A 17,095-nucleotide genomic window follows, 5' to 3' on the forward strand; every position below is an offset into this window, starting at 1 on the left:
CGGTGAGCCTACCAGCAAGTATAGCCGCCATCCACCAGCACGATGCTGCCGGTCATCAGGCTCGCCGCTTCGGAGCTCAGGAACAATACGACCGAGGCGATCTCCTCGACCTGCCCCATCCGCGCCATCGGGGTTCCGCCGATCCAGGCGTCGTACATTTTGGCGTTGCTCTTCACGAAGGCGTTGAGCGGCGTCTCGATATAGGTCGGCGCCACCGCATTGACGCGGATGCCGCGCGCGCCCCATTCGGCGGCCAGCGATTTGGTCAAATGATGCACCCCCGCCTTGGAGGCATTGTAGAAGCACTGCTCCTGCGGCTTGTTGACGATGAAGCCGGACATCGAGCCGACATTGACGATGGCGCCGCTTTTCGCCTTCAGCATGTGCTTGCCGAATTCGCGGCAGCACCAGAAGGTGCCGTTGAGATTGACGTCGATGACGTTGAGCCAGTGCTCGTCGGTGACGGTTTCCGCCGGCGTTTCGCTGCGGGCGATGCCGGCATTGTTGACGAGGATGTCGACCTTGCCATGGCGGGCGACGAGGTCGTTCGCGACCTCCGCCACGCGCTTGGTGTCGGTCACGTCCATGATCGCGGTCTCCACGTCAAAGCCCTTCGCCTTCAGGCTGGCCTTGGCGCTGTCGGCGATTTTGCTATCGCGGTCGCCGATGACGACCCTGGCGCCGGCTTCGGCCAGCGCTTCCGCGCAACCAAGGCCAATGCCCTGCCCGCCGCCGGTGATGAACGCGGTCTTGCCGTTCAGCTTGAATTTTTCCAGGTACATGGTGGTCTTTCCGTTTCTTGCCGTTTTCTTGTCAGTTCCGAAGCGCGTTGCCGCTCGCGTCGAAGCGGTGAATGCGCGCGGGGTCCGGCACCAGCGACACATGGTCGCCGGCATGCAGGCTCAATTCGCCGATATAGCGTGCGGTCAGCATCCCGAGCGGACCGGCATCGACATAGAGGAAGGTGTCGCTGCCAAGATGCTCGGCCACCGCGATGGTCCCCTGCCAGCCTCCGGTGCCATCGCGGTCGATCTTGAGGTGCTCCGGCCGGACGCCGATGGTGGCCGCACCACGTTGCAACGCGAGCTCGCCAGTGACGAAATTCATCTTGGGCGAACCTATGAAGCCGGCGACGAACAGATTGGCCGGCCGCTCGTAGAGTTCCAGGGGCGACCCATATTGCTCGATCTTGCCGCCGTTGAGCACGACGATCTTGTCGGCCATGGTCATGGCCTCGACCTGGTCATGGGTGACGTAGATCGCGGTGGTGCCGAGCTGCTTCTGCAGCCGCGTCACCTCGATGCGCATCTGCACGCGCAGCGCCGCATCGAGGTTGGACAGGGGCTCGTCGAACAGGAAGGCCTTGGGCTCGCGCACGATGGCGCGGCCGATTGCGACGCGCTGGCGCTGGCCGCCGGAGAGCTCGCGCGGCTTGCGGTCGAGATAGGGCGTGAGGTTCAGCGTTGCGGCGGCCGCCTCGACCTTGCGGTTGATCTCGTCCTTGGCGAGCCCCGCCATCTTCAGGCCAAAGCCGATATTGCCGCGCACGCTCATATGCGGATAGAGCGCGTAGGACTGGAACACCATCGAGAGCCCGCGCTTGGCTGGCGGCGTGTCCACGACGTTCTTGCCATCGATCACGATCTTGCCGCCAGAGACATCCTCGAGCCCCGCGATCAGCCGCAAGAGCGTGGTCTTGCCGCAGCCGGACGGACCGACGAACACCACGAAGGAGCCGTCGGCAATTTCGAGGTCGGCGCCCTTGATGATGTGCACGGGGCCGAAGGATTTCTGCACGCCCTGAAGTGTGATCTGACCCATGATCCGGCAGCCCCTCTACTTCACCGCGCCGAAGGTGAGCCCGCGCACGAGCTGCTTCTGGCTGAACCAACCGAGGACGAGAATGGGCGCGATCGCCAGCGTGGAGGCCGCCGACAGCTTTGCCCAGAACAGCCCTTCCGGGCTCGAATAGGAGGCGATGAACGTGGTGAGCGGCGCCGCGTTCGAAGTCGACAGATTGAGCGTCCAGAACGCCTCGTTCCAGGCCAGGATCAAATTGAGCAGCATGGTCGAGGCCAGGCCCGGGATCGCCATCGGCGTCAAGACATAGACGAGCTCGCGGCCGATGGTGGCGCCGTCCATGCGGGCGGCTTCAAGGATGTCGCGCGGGATCTCCTTGAAATAGGTGAACAGCATCCAGATCACGATCGGCAAGTTTCCGAGGCACAGGATGAAGACGAGGCCGATGCGGGAATCGAGCAGGCCGAAGGTCTTGTAGATCAGGTAGATCGGCACCAGCACGCCGACCGGCGGCATCATCTTGGTCGAGAGCATCCAGAGCAGGATGTCCTTGGTGCGCTTGGTCGGCGAGAACGCCATCGACCAGGCCGCGGGGATCGCGATCAGCAGCGCAATCAGCGTCGAGCCACCTGCGATGATGACCGAGTTCATGGCGTGGTGGAAATAGTCGCTGCGCTCCTGCACGGTCGCATAGTTTTCGGTGGTCCAGTGGAAGAACAGGAAGGATGGCGGGATGGCGAAGGCCTCTAGCTCGGTCTTGAAGCTCGCCAGCACCATCCAGAGGATCGGGAAGAAGATCAGGAAGCCGAACAGCCAGGCCACAGCCGTCGATATCACCACCCGCCGCGTCGTCGCCATCCGTGCCATGCTTCAAGCCTCCAGATTGCGGCCGACGATGCGGACGAGGAAGAAGGCGACGACGTTGGCGATCACCACCGCGACGAGGCCGCCCGCGGAGGCGCTGCCAACGTCGAACTGGATCAGCGCCTGCGAATAGATCAGGAAGGCGATGTTGGTGGTCGACAGTCCCGGGCCACCGCCCGTGGTGACATAAATTTCGGCAAAGACCGTGAGCAGGAAGATCGTCTCGATCAGGATCACCACGGTGATGGGCCGCGCCAAATGCGGCAGCGTGATGTAGATGAAGGTCGAGACGGCGCTGGCGCCGTCCATCTCGGCGGCCTCCTTCTGCTCCTCGTCGAGCGACTGCAGCGCGGTGAGCAGGATCAGCGTCGCGAAGGGCAGCCACTGCCACGTCACGATCAGGATGACGGCAAACAGCGGCAAATCGTTGAACCAGTCGATCGGCGTCAGATGGAACAGCGAGGCGAGCCAGGCGAACAGGCCGGACACCGGATGCATCAGCAGGTTCTTCCAAACCAGTGCGCTCACCGTCGGCATCACGAAGAACGGCGCGATCACCATCAGCCGCACGAAATTGCGTCCGATCACCGGCTGGTCCATCAGCAGCGCCAGCGGAATCCCGAGCAGGATCGTCAGCGCGAGCACCGAGCCGACCAGCACCAGCGTGTTCTGGAGCGAGGCCAGGAAGGCTGGATCGGTGAGGAAGTAGCGGAAGTTCTCCAGCCCGATGAATGATTCCGAGCCGGGATCGAGCAGGCTGTAATGCAGCGTCGAGAAATAGATCGTCAGCGCCAGCGGAACGATCATCCAGATGAACAGCAGCCCGACGGCCGGCGTCAGGAGCGAGCGCGCAAGAGTCTGCGTCTGCCGGGTTGCCATCAACGCTTCTCCACTGGCGGGAAGAAGGCGGCCATCCATGACGCTGGATGGCCGCTAGTCTGAGCTCAGGAGGAAGAGCTCGGGTTCACTTGATGTAGCCGGCGCGCTTCATCTCGCGCTCGGTTGCCGATTGCGCCGCAGTGAGCGCGGCATCGACGGTCATCGAGCCCGCAAGCGCGGCGGAGAATTGCTGGCCGACCTGGGTGCCGATGCCCTGGAATTCTGGGATCGCAGCGTATTGCACGCCGACATAAGGCACCGGCTTCACTGTCGGCTTGTTCGGATCGGCCGCATCGATCGAGGCCAGCGTCAGTTTTGCGAAGGGTGCGACCTTCAGATATTCATCGTTCTTGTAAAGCGAGGTCCGCGTGCCTGGCGGCACGTTGGCCCAGCCCTCCTTCGATGCCACGAGCTTGGTGTAGTCCTTGCTCGTCGCCCAGGCGATGAACTTCTCGGCGGCCTCCATCTTCTTGGATCCGGCGGGGATCGCGAGATTCCAGGCCCACAGCCAGTTGGCGTTCTTGCCGAGCCCGGTGTTGGGCGCGAGTGCAAAGCCGACCTTGTCGGCGACCTTGGAATCCTTCGGATTGGTGACGAAGGACGCCGCCACGGTGGCGTCGATCCACATCGCGCATTTGCCGGCGTTGAACAGCGCCAGATTCTCGTTGAAGCCGTTGGAGCTTGCGCCGGGAGGGCCGGCTTCCTTCATCAGATTGACGTAAGTCGTGAGCGTCGTCTTCCATTCCGGCGTGTTGAACTGCGGTTCCCACTTCTCATCGAACCAGCGCGCACCGTAGGAATTGGCCATGGCCGAGAGGAACGCCATATTCTCGCCCCAGCCGGCCTTGCCGCGCAGGCAGATGCCATACGTGCCGGCGCTCTTGTCGGTCAGCTTCTTGGCGGCGTCGATCACGAAATCCCAGGCCGGCTTTTCCGGCATCTTCAGGCCGGCCTTCTCGAACAGGTCGGTGCGATACATCACCATCGAGCTCTCGCCGTAGAACGGCGCGGCATAGAGCTTGCCGTCGACGGAGACCGCGTCCTTGATCTTGGGCAGGAGGTCGGCGACGTCGTAATCGCCGCCGAGATTGGCGAGCGGCACCAGCCAGCCCTTCTTGGCCCAGATCGGCACCTCATAGGTGCCAATGGTGAGGACGTCGAACTGGCCGCCCTTGGTGGCGATGTCGGTGGTGACGCGCTGGCGCAGCACGTTCTCCTCCAACGTGACCCATTTGACCGAGATGTCCGGGTTTTTCTTGGTGAATTCAGCCGTCAGCCCCTGCATGCGGATCATGTCGCCGTTGTTGACGGTGGCGATCGTCAGGGTCGTCTCGGCCATCGCGGGGACGGCCAGCAAAATTGCAGACGCGCCGCAGACGGCGCCCAAGACGTGTTTCACGGTGACCTCCCTCAAACTCGCGTTTTGAGCATATGCCCACGCGTTGGGCGTATGTTCAACGCAAGGGAGGAGGATTGTCAAGCAGGCGCGAAGCCGTTTTCGCAACTTATGAGTGCTGCGGTGCGGGAGGGGATCGAAAGTGTTGCTTAGCCCACAGCTGTCATGCTCCGCGAAAGCGGGGCATGCAGTACTCCGTGACGTCTGTTGGTTTGCCCCAAGCTTGGCCGCGGCGTACTGGATCGTCCGCCTTCGCGGACGATGACAGTGGTATGTGGAGAAACACCGCCAGCCTCACACGCACGCGAAGCGCGAGCGGCTACCGCTCCAAAATCGCCTGCGCGGTCGTCTCGTCGGTAATCAGCCCGTTGACCAGGCCGCCGTTCAGCGCCGCCGCGATCGCCGGCACCTTGGCGGCACCGACCGCTGCGGCGATGGTGGTGGTCTTCGCCGGCACTTCCGGCGGGATGCTGGTGAGGCGCTTGTTGGTGCCGGCCTTGAGCAGGCGGCCCTTGGAATCATAGGCCCAGCCGGTGATCTCGCCGATGGCACCCAGCCGCATCATCTCGAACAATTCGTCGCGGGTGACGAAACCATCGACATGCACCTGTGCCTTCTGGTCCATCTGGCCGATGCCGACGAGGCGCAAGTCAGCCTTGGCCGCGACCGCCTTCACCTTGGCGATCGGCTCGATGCGCACCATCTTGTTGCGCTCGTCCTCGGACGACATCAGGAACGGCAGCGGCATCGGATAGTGCCGCGCACCCGTGCGGTCTGCCAGCCGGCCGACGGTGTCGTAAAAGCTCGCCGAACCGTCGGCGGAGATGGTGCCGACCAGCGAGACGATCTGATGATTGGGCCGGTCGATCGGCGTGACACGCTCGACGGCGGCGCGCACCGCACGGCCGGTGCCGAGCGCGACGATCACCGGCGTCTCCGAACGCAGCGTCGCATCGAGCAGATTGGCGCAGCGTTCGGCGATGCCGGAAGTAGCCTGCGGCGCCGCTGGATCGGCAGGCACCACCTCGCAATGAGCGAGATCGAAACGCTCCTTCAGGCGCGCCGCAAGCTCCATGCAGGCGGCGATGGGGTGTTCGAGCCGGAACGTGATGAGGCGCTCGGCGAGGCACAACGAGACCAGCCGTTGCGCCGAGGCCCGCGAGACCTGGAGCATCTTTGCGATCTCGTCCTGAGTGTGACCGGCGATGAAATACAGCCAGCCGGCGCGCGCGGCGTCATCGAGTCGGGATTTGTCGTTCTCGGCGGCCATGCGGGCCTCACGCCTCCCAGAAATCGCTCATGCGCGCAAAGACCCGGTCGGCCCCCGCCTCGGACAATATAGCCCGGCCGTCGCGACCGCGATAATGGCTGCCGCCGACAAATCCCCAGACCGTCATGCCGGCTGCCTTGCCCGCCTGCACGCCGCTGACGCTGTCCTCGATCACCAACGTGCGCGCAGGTTGCGCGCCCATCTTCTCGGCCGCAAGGAGAAACAGATCGGGCGCCGGCTTGCCATGCCTGACCATTTGCGCGGTATAGATCCGCTCGCCGACATGCGCCCGCAAGTCCGTGACGTCGAGAGAGAGCGAGACGCGGTCGATATCGCTCGACGACCCCACGCAAAACGGCATTCGCAGGTCGGACATGATGGCGGCAACGCCGGGGATCGGCCGGAGCGAGCCCGCGAACGTCTCCAGCACGTGCGACTTCAGGCGCGGCAGAAAGCCATCCGGCACGACCTGCCCGAGATCACGATAATGCTGCTCGATCGCCTTGGTGCTGCGCCCGAGGAAAAGCTCGAGCGCCTGCGCCTGGGTGAGCGCAATGCCGAACTCGCCCAGCACCTCCGACAGGCACTGGCAGCTCAAAAGCTCGCTATCGACCAGCACGCCGTCGCAGTCGAAGATGATCAGGTCGGGTTTTGACTGGAAGTAGTCCATCCGGCCATTCGATCATATACCCAACTGATGAGCAATAGTTCGCCCTGGTGTGGCGCCGCGGCCTTCCCCCTGTTAGTGCGCGACCTGCCGGTAGATCGCCGGCAGCGCCGCGGGCAACCGCTTGATGTTGCCGACGATGGCATAGCCGCCGCGCCCGAACAGGGTCGGGAAATAGGATTGCGCGGTGGCGTCCACCGTGACGCCGAAGGCGGCGATGCCGAGCCGGCGCGCCTCTTGCACCGACTTGCGGGTGTCTTCGACCGCGAAGCGGCCCTCGTAATGGTCGACGTCGTTCGGCTTGCCATCGGTGAGGACGAGCAGCAGCTTCTTGCGCTGCGGCTGGCGGGCGAGCTCGGCCGCGGCGTGGCGCACCGCCGCGCCGATCCGCGTGTAATAGCCCGGCTTCAGCGCGCCGATACGGCGCTCGACCGTCCCGCTCATCGGCTCGCCGAAAGCCTTGACCGTCTCGAGCCGCACCCAGGACCGCCGGCGCGAGGTGAAGGTGAGGATGCTGTGGTGGTCCCCGCAGGCCGAAATCCCGTGGGCGAGCGCCAGCAGCGCCTCCTTCTCGACGTCGAGCACGCGGTAGCCGTCGACCCAGGCGTCCGTGGACAGCGAGACGTCGACGAGCAGCGTGACGGCGAGATCGTGCCCTTGCGGGCGCATCGCGACGTGGATGCGATCGAGACCGCTGCTGCTGCCGGCGCGCAGGTCGCACCGCGCGCGCACCAGCGCGTCGAGGTCGAGATCATGTCCGTCGACCTGGGCGCGCATCAATTCGTGACGCGGCCGCAACACCTCGAAGCGGCGGCGCACCTGGCGGATGTGCCGGCGCATGGCGTCGTCAGGCGTCCAGCTCTCACCTTGCTCGGAGGCCGCACCGGCCAGCACGCGGCAATGGTCGGGCAGATAGGATCCGCTACGGTAATCCCATTCGGGATAGGTAAGGTCCGCATTCAGCCGCGACGCATCGAGGGCCTCGGGCGGCAGGTCGAGATCGAACTTGAACCGGCTCGCCGGCTTGCCGGTGCGGCGGCTGAGCGTGATCTCCTCGAGATCGTCGGCCGCCTTCTGCGCATCCTCGTCCTCGCTGTCGTCGGCCGGACGGTCGACATTGACCATTTCGGCCATCGCAAGGATCTTCTCGAAGCGGTTGAGCACGAAGGGGTCGCGGCGATTGGCATTATCCTCACGCTCGCGGACGGCAAAGCGCTTGCGATTGTCCTGGGCCTCGGGCTCGGCGCCCGGCGCACATTCGTCCTCGCCTGCATGCGCGGGCGAGAACTCGCGCGTCCAGCAATCCCCCCAGAGCGGGCACGGCAGGATCGAATGATAGCCCGGCGGCGCCTTGTCCGGCAGCAGGCCCGTCCCCATCATCGCCGGCCACAGTCTGCCCGCAGGCGCCTTGCCGGCGCCGAGCAAGGCCAAGACGATCTGCTCGACCTCCTGCTCGATGCGTGGCAAAGGGCGACGAGGCCGAGCCTCGGCGGTTGCCGCGGCGAGCTGGGCATAATCGGCGACAAGCCCGGGGAATTGCGCGAGCACCCAGACCGCCGTCTCACTTGCCCGGCGCAATACCAGAAGATCCCGCCGCAGCGGATCGGCTTCCGTGATCGTCTCGATCGGTGCAGCTGCGAACCATGCCGCAAGCCAGCGATAGAGCGCCGCGTTCAACGCGCGGTCGGGAAAGATCGAGATCCGATCGGGCAGGAAGATGGTCGCCGCGTCACGGCCCGGCTGCTCCAACCGCTCGTCACCGAGGCCGATGCGCTGTCGCCAGCCGAGACGGTGCCCCGATTTTCGCGCGCCCGCGCTTGCGATCTGCACCCCGGTCTCGCCGCCAAGCGCGCGGAACATCACCGCGAGCCGGCCTCTCACCTCGGTCAGTGCAACGGCGTGCTCATCGTGAACCGGATAGCTCGCGGTGCCGCCGACCATCCTGTGCCAGGCGCGGCCGACCGTCTCCTCCAGTTCGAGGAAGTCGAGCATGGGAGCGGCCTCACCCGATGACAGCGCGTGCGACGTCCAGCAGCGCCGCCTTCACGTCGGAATCGTCGGTCAGCGGCTCGATCATGCCGGCCAGCACGGCATCGGCAATCGGCGTGCCCGCGGCAATCAGGGTCGCGCAATAGACCACGAGCCGGGTCGAGACGCCCTCTTCCAGATCGTGGCCCCTCAGCGCGCGCAGCCGGCCAGCCAGCCCGACCAGCGGCCGCACGCGCTCCGGCGGCAGTCCGCTTTCGGCGGACACGACGGCGATCTCCTGCTCGGGCGGCAGGAAGCCAAATTCGATGGCGATGAAGCGCTGCCGCGTCGATGGCTTCAGCGCCTTCAGCAGCGTCTGGTAGCCGGGGTTGTAAGAGACCACGAGCATGAAGCTGTTCGGCGCCACCAGCTCCTCGCCGGTCCGCTCCAGCGGCAGGATGCGGCGGTCGTCGGTCAGAGGATGCAGCACTACTGTGACGTCCTTGCGGGCCTCCACGACCTCGTCGAGATAGCAGATGCCGCCCTCGCGCACGGCGCGCGTCAGCGGACCATCGGTCCACACGGTGTCCCCGCCCCTGAGCAAATAGCGGCCGGTGAGATCGGCGGCGGTGAGATCGTCGTGACAGGCAACCGTGTGAAGCGGCAGGCCCAGCCGCGCTGCCATATGCGCGACGAAGCGGGTCTTGCCGCAGCCGGTCGGCCCCTTGAGCAGAACCGGCAGACGACGCCGCCAGGCATGTTCGAAAAGCTCGCATTCGTTTCCGGATGGAACATAGGCCGGCAGCTCGGGCGCCGAGGTCACCGTGTGAAGGGCAGATTTCATGATGTCTCTCCGGATTTTCCAGGAAGCAGGCGGCCGCGGCGAACCGCGGCCGCCCTTTCTCGTTCACTCGGCCGGCTGCAGCACGGCGGGAATGATCGCCTGCTTCTCGCGGCCCGGCGCCAGCACGGCCCAGACAAACATCAGCGCGGAGATCGCGACGAACACGCCGGAGCCGAGCCTGACCCAGTAGAACATCGCGAGCTGGTCCTGCACGTCCATGTAGCCCTGGCCGAGCACGCGCTGGAGATGGACCTGGACCACGCCGGCGAAGGTCAGCGCGAAGGTCATGGTCATCATGGCCGTGCACATGATCCAGAAGCTCGTCATGGAGAGCCATTGGTTGTAGGGCGCGCGTCCCTTGATCTGCGGGATCGCGTAGGCCATCACCGACAGGTTCAGCATCACATAGGCGCCGAAGAAGGCGAGATGGCCGTGCGCGGCGGTGACCTGCGTGCCGTGAGTGTAGTAGTTCACCGAAGACAGCGTGTGCAGGAAGCCCCAGACGCCGGCCCCTAGGAACGCCATCACCGAGCAGCCGACCGACCACAACAGCGCGGCGCGGTTCGGATGCTTGCGGCCGGCCTTCCAGGTCATCTGCACGGTGAAGATCACCATGGTGAAGAACGGCGCGACTTCGAGCGTGGAGAACAGCGAGCCGATCCACTGCCAATAGCCGGGCGCGCCGATCCAGTAGAAGTGATGGCCGGTGCCGAGAATGCCCGAGAACAGGGCAAGGCCGATGATGACGTAGAGCCACTTCTCGACGACCTCACGATCGATGCCGTTGAGCTTGATCATGAGATAGGCGAGCACGGAGGCCATGATCAGCTCCCAGACGCCCTCGACCCAGAGATGGACGACGTACCACCAGTACATCTTGTCGACGGCAAGGTTCGCCGGGTTGTAGAAGGCGAACAGGAAGAAGATCGCAACGCCCCACAAGCCGAACAACAGGATGTTGGTGACCGTGGTCTTGCGGCCCTTCAGCGCCGTCATCGTGACGTTGAACAGGAACATCAGGCAGACGACGACGATGCCGACCTTGATGATGAAGGGCTGTTCGAGGAACTCACGGCCCTCGTGGTAGTGGAAGAGATAGCCGACCACGGCGACGCCGGCTGCGCCGAAGAACATCCAGAACTGGATCTTCGCCAGCAGCGGGCTGTAGAGCTCGTTCTCGGTCTCTTCCGGGAGCAGATAGTAGGTCGCGCCCATGAAGCCGATCAGCGACCATACGATCAGCGCGTTGGTGTGGATCATCCTGACGATGTTGAACGGCAGCAGCGTCGACAGCGTATTGGGTAGGACGTAGATGGTCCCGGCGAGCAGGCCGAACACGACCTGGGCCAGGAACAGGGTCAGCGCGCCGTAGAAATACAGCATCGCGACTTTCTGGGTTTGGTACTTCATCTCGGGTTCTCTCTGTCTTGAAAGAGGAAAGCTGTGCGCCTTGCATGTCGTTTGAGCATGATCTCTTCGGAAAACCGCTTCACACTTTTCCGGATCATGCTCAGCCCGCCTTGTTCGGCGGCCAGCTCTGACGCTTGATCGTGCTGGTCCATTGCAGGAAGTCGGCGAGATCGTTGAGTTCCTGGTCGGTCAGGTTGAACTGCGGCATCTGCCGCCGGCCCTCCGCGCCCGAGGGCTGCGACTGCATCCAGGCCTTCAGCGTCTCGCGCGCGGCGGCCGGGTCCTCGTTGCCGCCCCAGCGATCCCAGACGTTGCCGACCTCTGGGGCGAAATAGGCGCCCTCGCCCAGTAGCGTGTGGCAATTGATGCAGGAGTTCTTCTCCCAGACATGCTTGCCGCGGGCGACCGAGGACGTCAGCGTCTTCGCGTCGGTCGAGGTCGTGGCCATGTAGTAATGGCTGTGCGCCGTCAGCCCTATGAAAATGGCGAAGAAGAAGGCCGAACCGCCGTAGAAGACATTTCGAGCGGCCGACTTGGTCAGGCGTTCAGCCATTGCCAATCCTTTCCGTTTGATTCCTGAGAAGATGCGATCCTGCGATTTATTGCCGATTGCCGGGGGGCACTCTTTGACGAAGCGCAAGCAGCGCGACGATGCGCAACCGCCAGTCAGATCAAGGCAACGACGGCCGATGCGAGCCAGGCAAACAGCACCACGATGAAGACCCAGGCGCTGACGATGCCGCGCCAAAGCGCTGGCGCTGAGCGAAGATCGAGGAAATCGAGCACGATACGGCGGCCCTTGAGGGCGGCGAACGTCAGCAGCAAGGCATTGGCCAACAAGGGACGCGACACCAGCGGCGGGACCAGAATGGTCGCGAGCGCAAGGCCGATCAACGCGATCCAGGTGATGTCGAGACGATCCGGAATCACGGGTGCACCAGATAGATGATGGGAAACATGACGATCCAGAGCAGGTCGACCATGTGCCAGAAAGCCGTTCCGGTCTCGACGCCCGCCGCTCGGGCACCCCGGGACACTACGGCCAGAATCACGATGCCGAGGCCGACATGCAGGAGATGGAAGCCGGTGAGGAGGAAGTACAGCGTGAAGAACGGGCTAGTCTCCAAGCCGTTTCCTAACGCGATCTCGCCGGCATATTCGAACAGCTTGACCGCGATGAAGACGCCGCCAAGGGCCATGGCGCCAAACAGCCAGCCGCGCGCGCGCCGGCTCTCGCGCGCCCGTGCAGCCGCCGCCCCGCGCGCGGCAGCCCAGCCGCTGGTCACGAGCACGATGGTGTTGATTCCGGCCAGATGCGCATCAAGGCTGGCCTGACCGGCCGCGAAGACCGCCGGGTGAAGCGCGCGCGCGATGACGAAAGCGCCAAGGAACAGGCCGAAGGCGGCGAGCTCGCTGAAGATCAGCACCCAGATCATGGGATCACCGGGAAGATCTTCCAGGATTCCCCAGCCGGTTCCCTGTTGTTCGCAATCCGTTGCCGACATCTGACTTCCGCATCAAGACGCCGAGCAGATATCCCACCGGCGCGATTCCAACTTTGTCGCCAGACAAATAGTGCAACTGGCCAGAGGCGGGTTTGCGCTATCGCAACGTCCCGCCCGCCCGACCGCCATAAGGTCGATGCATCCGGCGGTTCCGCGAAATGGCGAGCGATGAGATGAGCGATGCGCAAATCGGGCTGATGACCGCGACCCCCATCATCATCGTGTTCGCCATCGCGCTACGGAGAATGGGAGTGCTGTCGACCGTGGCAACCGTATCGGCGGTGACGCTTTCCGTCGCGATCGCGACGGTGCTGTTCACGACGCAATCACCGCTGCCGTAGGGTGGGTTAGCCGAAGGCGTAACCCACCATGCTTCCGCGCACGCGGGACGAAGTTGGTGGGTTACGCCGCGCAGATGCGCTTTGCGCATCTACCCGGCTAACCCACCCTACCAGACCGTCAATGCGGCTACCGCCGCTGATTATACACGTCGATACACACCGCCCCGAGCAGCACCAGGCCCTTGATGACCTGCTGATAGTCGATGCCGATGCCGAGGATGGACATGCCGTTGTTCATCACGCCCATGATCATGGCGCCGACCACGGCGCCGCCGACGCGCCCGACCCCGCCATAGGCCGAGGCGCCGCCGATGAAGCAGGCGGCGATGACGTCGAGCTCGAAGCCGAGGCCGGCCTTCGGCGTCGCGGTGTTGAGGCGCGCGGCGAAGACGAGGCCGGCGAGCGCCGCCAGCACGCCCATGTTGACGAAGGTGAGGAAGGTCAGCCGTTCGGTCTTGATGCCCGACAGTTTTGCCGCTTTCGCATTACCGCCCACCGCATAGACTTGCCGGCCGATCACGGTGCGCCGGGTGACGAAGCCATAGAGCGCGATCAGAGCGGTCATGATGACCAGCACGTTGGGCAGGCCGCGATGCGAGGCGATCAGATAGGTGAAATAGAGCACGGCGCAGGCGAGCAGAACGCTCTTCCCCAGGAAGAACGCATATGGCTCGACCTCGATGCCATGCGATTGCTCACGCGAGCGGCCCTTGGCGCTGGCATAGACGAGGCCGAGCGCGAGCACGGCACCGATCAGCATGGAGGTCGGATGCAGCGTGCCGGCTTCGGGCAGCAGTTCCGGAATAAAGCCCGACGACAGCTTCTGGAAGGTCGCCGGGAACGGGCCGAGTGATTGGCCTTGCAGCACCGCGAGCGCCAGGCCCTTGAAAACCAACATGCCCGCCAGTGTCACGATGAAGGATGGAATGCCGAAAAAGGCCACCCAATAGCCCTGCGCCGCGCCGATCGCCGCCCCCAGCAACAGGCAGGCGATGAAGGCGAGCGTGTAGTCGACTTTGTAGGTCACCATCAGCACGGCGGCCACCGCGCCGACAAAGCCGGCGACCGAGCCGACCGACAGGTCGATATGGCCGGTGACGATCACCAGCAGCATGCCGAGCGCCATGATGACGATGTAGCTGTTCTGCAGCACCAGGTTGGTCAGGTTGAGCGGCTGCAACAGCGTGCCGCCGGTCATGACCTGGAAGAACAGCATGATCGCGATCAACGACATCAGCATGCCGTAGTTACGCAAATTGTTCTTGATGAAGCTGCCGTGCCGGCGCTCCTCGGGCAGCGATACCGTCTTGTCGGTCATGGCTGCGTTCCTCCCATTTCCGCCGCGGGCGCGGCGTTCCCAATGTTTCGTTCGTTGCGCATGATGGCGCGCATGATCTTTTCCTGCGTCGCGTCCGCACCTTTGAACTCGCCGACGAAGGCGCCGTCGTTCATGACGCAGATGCGGTCGCAGATGCCGAGCAGCTCGGGCATCTCCGAGGAGATCACCACGACGCCGCGGCCGGCCTCCGCCAGCTCGTTGATGATACAGTAAATCTCGTATTTGGCACCGACATCGATGCCCCGCGTCGGCTCGTCCAGGATCAGGACCTTGGGGTCCGTCATCAGCCATTTCGACAGCACCACCTTCTGCTGGTTGCCGCCGGAGAGCTGGCCGGTCTCCTGGTAGACGTCTGAGCAGCGGATGCGCATGCGGGTGCGATAGTCGCTGGCGATCTTCAGCTCGGCGATGTCGTCGATCACGCGTTTAGGTGCAACCTGATCGAGGCTGGCGAGCGTGATGTTCTTGCGGACGTCGTCGGCCAGGATCAGGCCGAGCTGCTTTCGGTCCTCGGTGACATAGGCAAGGCCGGCGTCGATCGCAGCCGCGACACTCGGCAGCACCATGTCTCTGCCTTCGAGCCGGATGCTGCCGCCGATATTGGTGCCCCAGGAATGGCCGAACAGGCTCATGGCGAATTCGGTGCGGCCGGCCCCCATCAGGCCGGCAATGCCGACGACCTCGCCGCGCCTGACGCCGAAATTGACGTTCTTGATCACCTGCCGCTCGGGATGGATGGGGTGATAGACCGACCAGTTCGCGACGTCGAGCACGGGCTCGCCGATCTTCACGCTGCGCTCCGGGAAACGGTGCGCCATGTCGCGATTGACCATACTGCGGATGATGCGGTCTTCCTGGATCGGCTCGGCGCGGCAATCGATGCTGTCGACGGTGCGGCCGTCGCGGAGCACGGTGATGTGGTCGGCTACCTTGGCAACCTCGTTGAGCTTGTGCGAGATCAGGATCGAGCCGATGCCCTGCTCGCGGAACGCCATCAGGCGTTCGAGCAGCGCGGCGCTGTCGGCCTCGTTGAGGCTCGCGGTCGGCTCGTCCAGGATCAGCATCCGCACCCGCTTGGACAGTGCCTTGGCGATTTCGACCAGCTGCTGCTTGCCGACGCCGAGATCGGTGATCAGGGTGTCCGGGGATTCCTTCAGGCCGACCTGCGCCAGCAGTTCGCGCGTGCGCCGGTACACCTCGTCGCGGTCGATCACGCCGAGCTTCGACGGCGGATGCGACAGGAAGATGTTCTCGGCGATCGACATCAGCGGGATCAGCGCCAGCTCCTGGTGAATGATGATGATGCCGAGCGCCTCGGAATCGTTGATGTCGCGGAAGCGCCGCTCCTCACCATCAAAGACGATGGTGCCCTCGTAGCTGCCATGCGGGTAGACCCCGCTGAGCACCTTCATCAGCGTCGACTTTCCGGCACCGTTCTCGCCGACGAGCGCGTGGATCTGCCCGGCGTGAACCGAGAAGTTGACGTCGCGCAGCGCCTGCACGCCTGCAAAGCTCTTGCTGACGTTGCGCATCTCCAGCATGGCGGTCATTGGCTTGATGTCCTTGGAAACTTTGGTCCGCCGTCATTCCGGGGCGATGCGGAGCATCGAACCCGGAATCTCGAGGTTCCGGGTTCGCCCTTCGGGCGGCCCGGAACGACGGCACGAGAAATCTACTGGAACTGCGACTTCTTGTAGTAGCCGCTGTCGACCAGCACCTTCTCCCAATTGTCCTTGTAGACTACGACCGGCTTGAGCAGGTAGGACGGCACGGTCTTGACACCGTTCTCGTAGGTCTTGGTGTCGTTGACCGTGACCTGCTTGCCGGCCAGCGCGGCGTCGACCATGTCGGCGGTCACCTTGGCGAGGTCGCGGGTGTCCTTGAAGATGGTCGAGTACTGGTCGCCGCGCAGCATCGCCTTGATCGAGGGCACCTCGGCGTCCTGACCCGAGATGATCGGCATGGGCTGATCGGCGCTGCCGTAGCCGACGCCCTTCAGCGAGGAGATGATGCCGATCGAGATGCCGTCATAGGGCGAGAGCACGGCGTTGATCTTCTTGTTGCCGTAATAGGCGCTGAGCAGATTGTCCATGCGGGCCTGGGCGGTGGCGCCGTCCCAGCGGAGCGTCGCGACCTTGTCCATGCCCATCTGGCCCGAGCCGACGACGAGCTTGCCGCTGTCGATATAGGGTTTCAGCACGCTCATCGCGCCGTTGTAGAAGAAGTAGGCGTTGTTGTCGTCGGGCGAGCCGCCGAACAGCTCGATGTTGAACGGGCCCTTGCCGTCTTTGAGACCGAGGCCCTGCACGATCGACTCGGCCTGGAGCACGCCGACCTGGAAATTGTCGAAGGTCGCGTAATAGTCGACGTTCGGTGTGCCGCGGATCAGGCGGTCATAGGCGATCACGGTGATGCCCTTCGCCTTGGCCTGCTTGAGCACGTCGGACAGCGTGGTGCCGTCGATCGCGGCGATCACCAGGGCTTTCGCGCCCTTGGTCACCATGTTCTCGACCTGCGAGAGCTGGTTCGGGATGTCGTCCTCGGCATATTGCAGGTCAGTGTTGTAGCCGCGCTCCTTCAGCACCTTCACCATGTTGTTGCCGTCGTCGATCCAGCGCGCCGACGATTTGGTCGGCATCGCGATGCCGACGGTCGCCTTGTCTTGGGCGGAGGCGGTGAGGCCCGTGGCCATCGTCGCAGCGCCGGCCAGCGCCAGCGCGAGGAATGTCGTCTTCAGTGTCAGCATGTTTTACTCCCTTGGGTGTCAGACGGTTTCTTTGTTTCATCGAGAACGTCGTCGTGGGCTGTCTGT

At 64.1% G+C, this 17,095-nt stretch carries 17 protein-coding genes; 1 reads left to right on the forward strand and 16 read right to left on the reverse strand.

Annotated elements, in window-relative coordinates:
• Positions 1-8: 8 nt before the first annotated feature.
• From RAD04_RS00720 to RAD04_RS00780, 13 genes are all read right to left on the reverse strand, one after another.
• Complete coding sequence (locus RAD04_RS00720) at positions 9-782, reverse strand: SDR family NAD(P)-dependent oxidoreductase (RefSeq protein ID WP_461622231.1); 774 nt, start codon at positions 780-782, stop codon at positions 9-11.
• 31 nt (positions 783-813) lie between these two features.
• Positions 814-1,821: an ABC transporter ATP-binding protein gene (locus RAD04_RS00725; RefSeq protein ID WP_104463041.1), complete on the reverse strand. Its 1,008-nt coding sequence runs from the start codon at positions 1,819-1,821 to the stop codon at positions 814-816.
• Positions 1,822-1,836: 15 nt separating this feature from the next.
• Positions 1,837-2,667 carry a carbohydrate ABC transporter permease gene (locus RAD04_RS00730; RefSeq protein ID WP_091952887.1) on the reverse strand — a complete coding sequence of 277 codons (831 nt, stop codon included), beginning with the start codon at positions 2,665-2,667 and terminating at the stop codon, positions 1,837-1,839.
• Positions 2,668-2,670: 3 nt separating this feature from the next.
• Positions 2,671-3,543, reverse strand: coding sequence for a carbohydrate ABC transporter permease (locus RAD04_RS00735; RefSeq protein ID WP_091953901.1), 873 nt, complete (start codon positions 3,541-3,543; stop codon positions 2,671-2,673).
• A gap of 85 nt (positions 3,544-3,628) precedes the next feature.
• Positions 3,629-4,942 (reverse strand): ABC transporter substrate-binding protein, encoded by a 1,314-nt coding sequence (locus RAD04_RS00740; RefSeq protein WP_461622232.1) that lies wholly within the window; start codon positions 4,940-4,942, stop codon positions 3,629-3,631.
• A 316-nt stretch (positions 4,943-5,258) separates the two neighbouring features.
• Complete coding sequence (locus RAD04_RS00745) at positions 5,259-6,209, reverse strand: sugar-binding transcriptional regulator (protein ID WP_461622233.1); 951 nt, start codon at positions 6,207-6,209, stop codon at positions 5,259-5,261.
• 7 nt (positions 6,210-6,216) lie between these two features.
• Positions 6,217-6,879, reverse strand: coding sequence for an HAD family hydrolase (locus RAD04_RS00750; RefSeq protein WP_461622234.1), 663 nt, complete (start codon positions 6,877-6,879; stop codon positions 6,217-6,219).
• 72 nt (positions 6,880-6,951) lie between these two features.
• Positions 6,952-8,868 carry a nitric oxide reductase activation protein NorD gene (locus RAD04_RS00755; protein ID WP_461622235.1) on the reverse strand — a complete coding sequence of 639 codons (1,917 nt, stop codon included), beginning with the start codon at positions 8,866-8,868 and terminating at the stop codon, positions 6,952-6,954.
• A gap of 10 nt (positions 8,869-8,878) precedes the next feature.
• A complete protein-coding gene (locus tag RAD04_RS00760; RefSeq protein WP_461622236.1) occupies positions 8,879-9,688 on the reverse strand; it encodes an AAA family ATPase in 810 nt (269 codons plus the stop codon).
• 63 nt (positions 9,689-9,751) lie between these two features.
• Complete coding sequence (locus tag RAD04_RS00765; protein ID WP_461622237.1) at positions 9,752-11,098, reverse strand: cbb3-type cytochrome c oxidase subunit I; 1,347 nt, start codon at positions 11,096-11,098, stop codon at positions 9,752-9,754.
• A gap of 100 nt (positions 11,099-11,198) precedes the next feature.
• Positions 11,199-11,651, reverse strand: a complete 453-nt coding sequence (locus RAD04_RS00770) for a c-type cytochrome (protein WP_018315916.1) — start codon at positions 11,649-11,651, stop codon at positions 11,199-11,201.
• 113 nt (positions 11,652-11,764) lie between these two features.
• Positions 11,765-12,025 carry a cytochrome C oxidase subunit IV family protein gene (locus tag RAD04_RS00775; RefSeq protein ID WP_461619191.1) on the reverse strand — a complete coding sequence of 87 codons (261 nt, stop codon included), beginning with the start codon at positions 12,023-12,025 and terminating at the stop codon, positions 11,765-11,767.
• A complete protein-coding gene (locus tag RAD04_RS00780; protein ID WP_461622238.1) occupies positions 12,025-12,603 on the reverse strand; it encodes a cytochrome c oxidase subunit 3 family protein in 579 nt (192 codons plus the stop codon). Before RAD04_RS00780 ends, RAD04_RS00775 begins: the two co-directional genes overlap by 1 nt.
• Before the next feature lie 173 nt (positions 12,604-12,776).
• On the opposite strand from RAD04_RS00780, the gene RAD04_RS00785 reads away from it, so the two are divergent.
• On the forward strand, positions 12,777-12,944 hold the full coding sequence (locus tag RAD04_RS00785; RefSeq protein ID WP_461619107.1) for a hypothetical protein: 168 nt from the start codon (positions 12,777-12,779) through the stop codon (positions 12,942-12,944).
• 127 nt (positions 12,945-13,071) lie between these two features.
• Here RAD04_RS00785 and mmsB read toward each other — a convergent pair whose 3' ends face one another.
• The 3 genes from mmsB to chvE all read right to left on the reverse strand — a co-directional run bounded on the left by mmsB (position 13,072) and on the right by chvE (position 17,029).
• A complete protein-coding gene (mmsB, locus tag RAD04_RS00790; protein ID WP_461622239.1) occupies positions 13,072-14,262 on the reverse strand; it encodes a multiple monosaccharide ABC transporter permease in 1,191 nt (396 codons plus the stop codon).
• Complete coding sequence (mmsA, locus tag RAD04_RS00795; RefSeq protein WP_461622240.1) at positions 14,259-15,833, reverse strand: multiple monosaccharide ABC transporter ATP-binding protein; 1,575 nt, start codon at positions 15,831-15,833, stop codon at positions 14,259-14,261. The genes mmsB and mmsA overlap by 4 nt, the downstream gene beginning before the upstream one ends.
• A gap of 122 nt (positions 15,834-15,955) precedes the next feature.
• On the reverse strand, positions 15,956-17,029 hold the full coding sequence (gene chvE / locus RAD04_RS00800) for a multiple monosaccharide ABC transporter substrate-binding protein (RefSeq protein ID WP_461622241.1): 1,074 nt from the start codon (positions 17,027-17,029) through the stop codon (positions 15,956-15,958).
• Between the last annotated feature and the right edge of the window lie 66 nt (positions 17,030-17,095).

The organism is Bradyrhizobium sp. 25ACV (genome assembly GCF_054863005.1).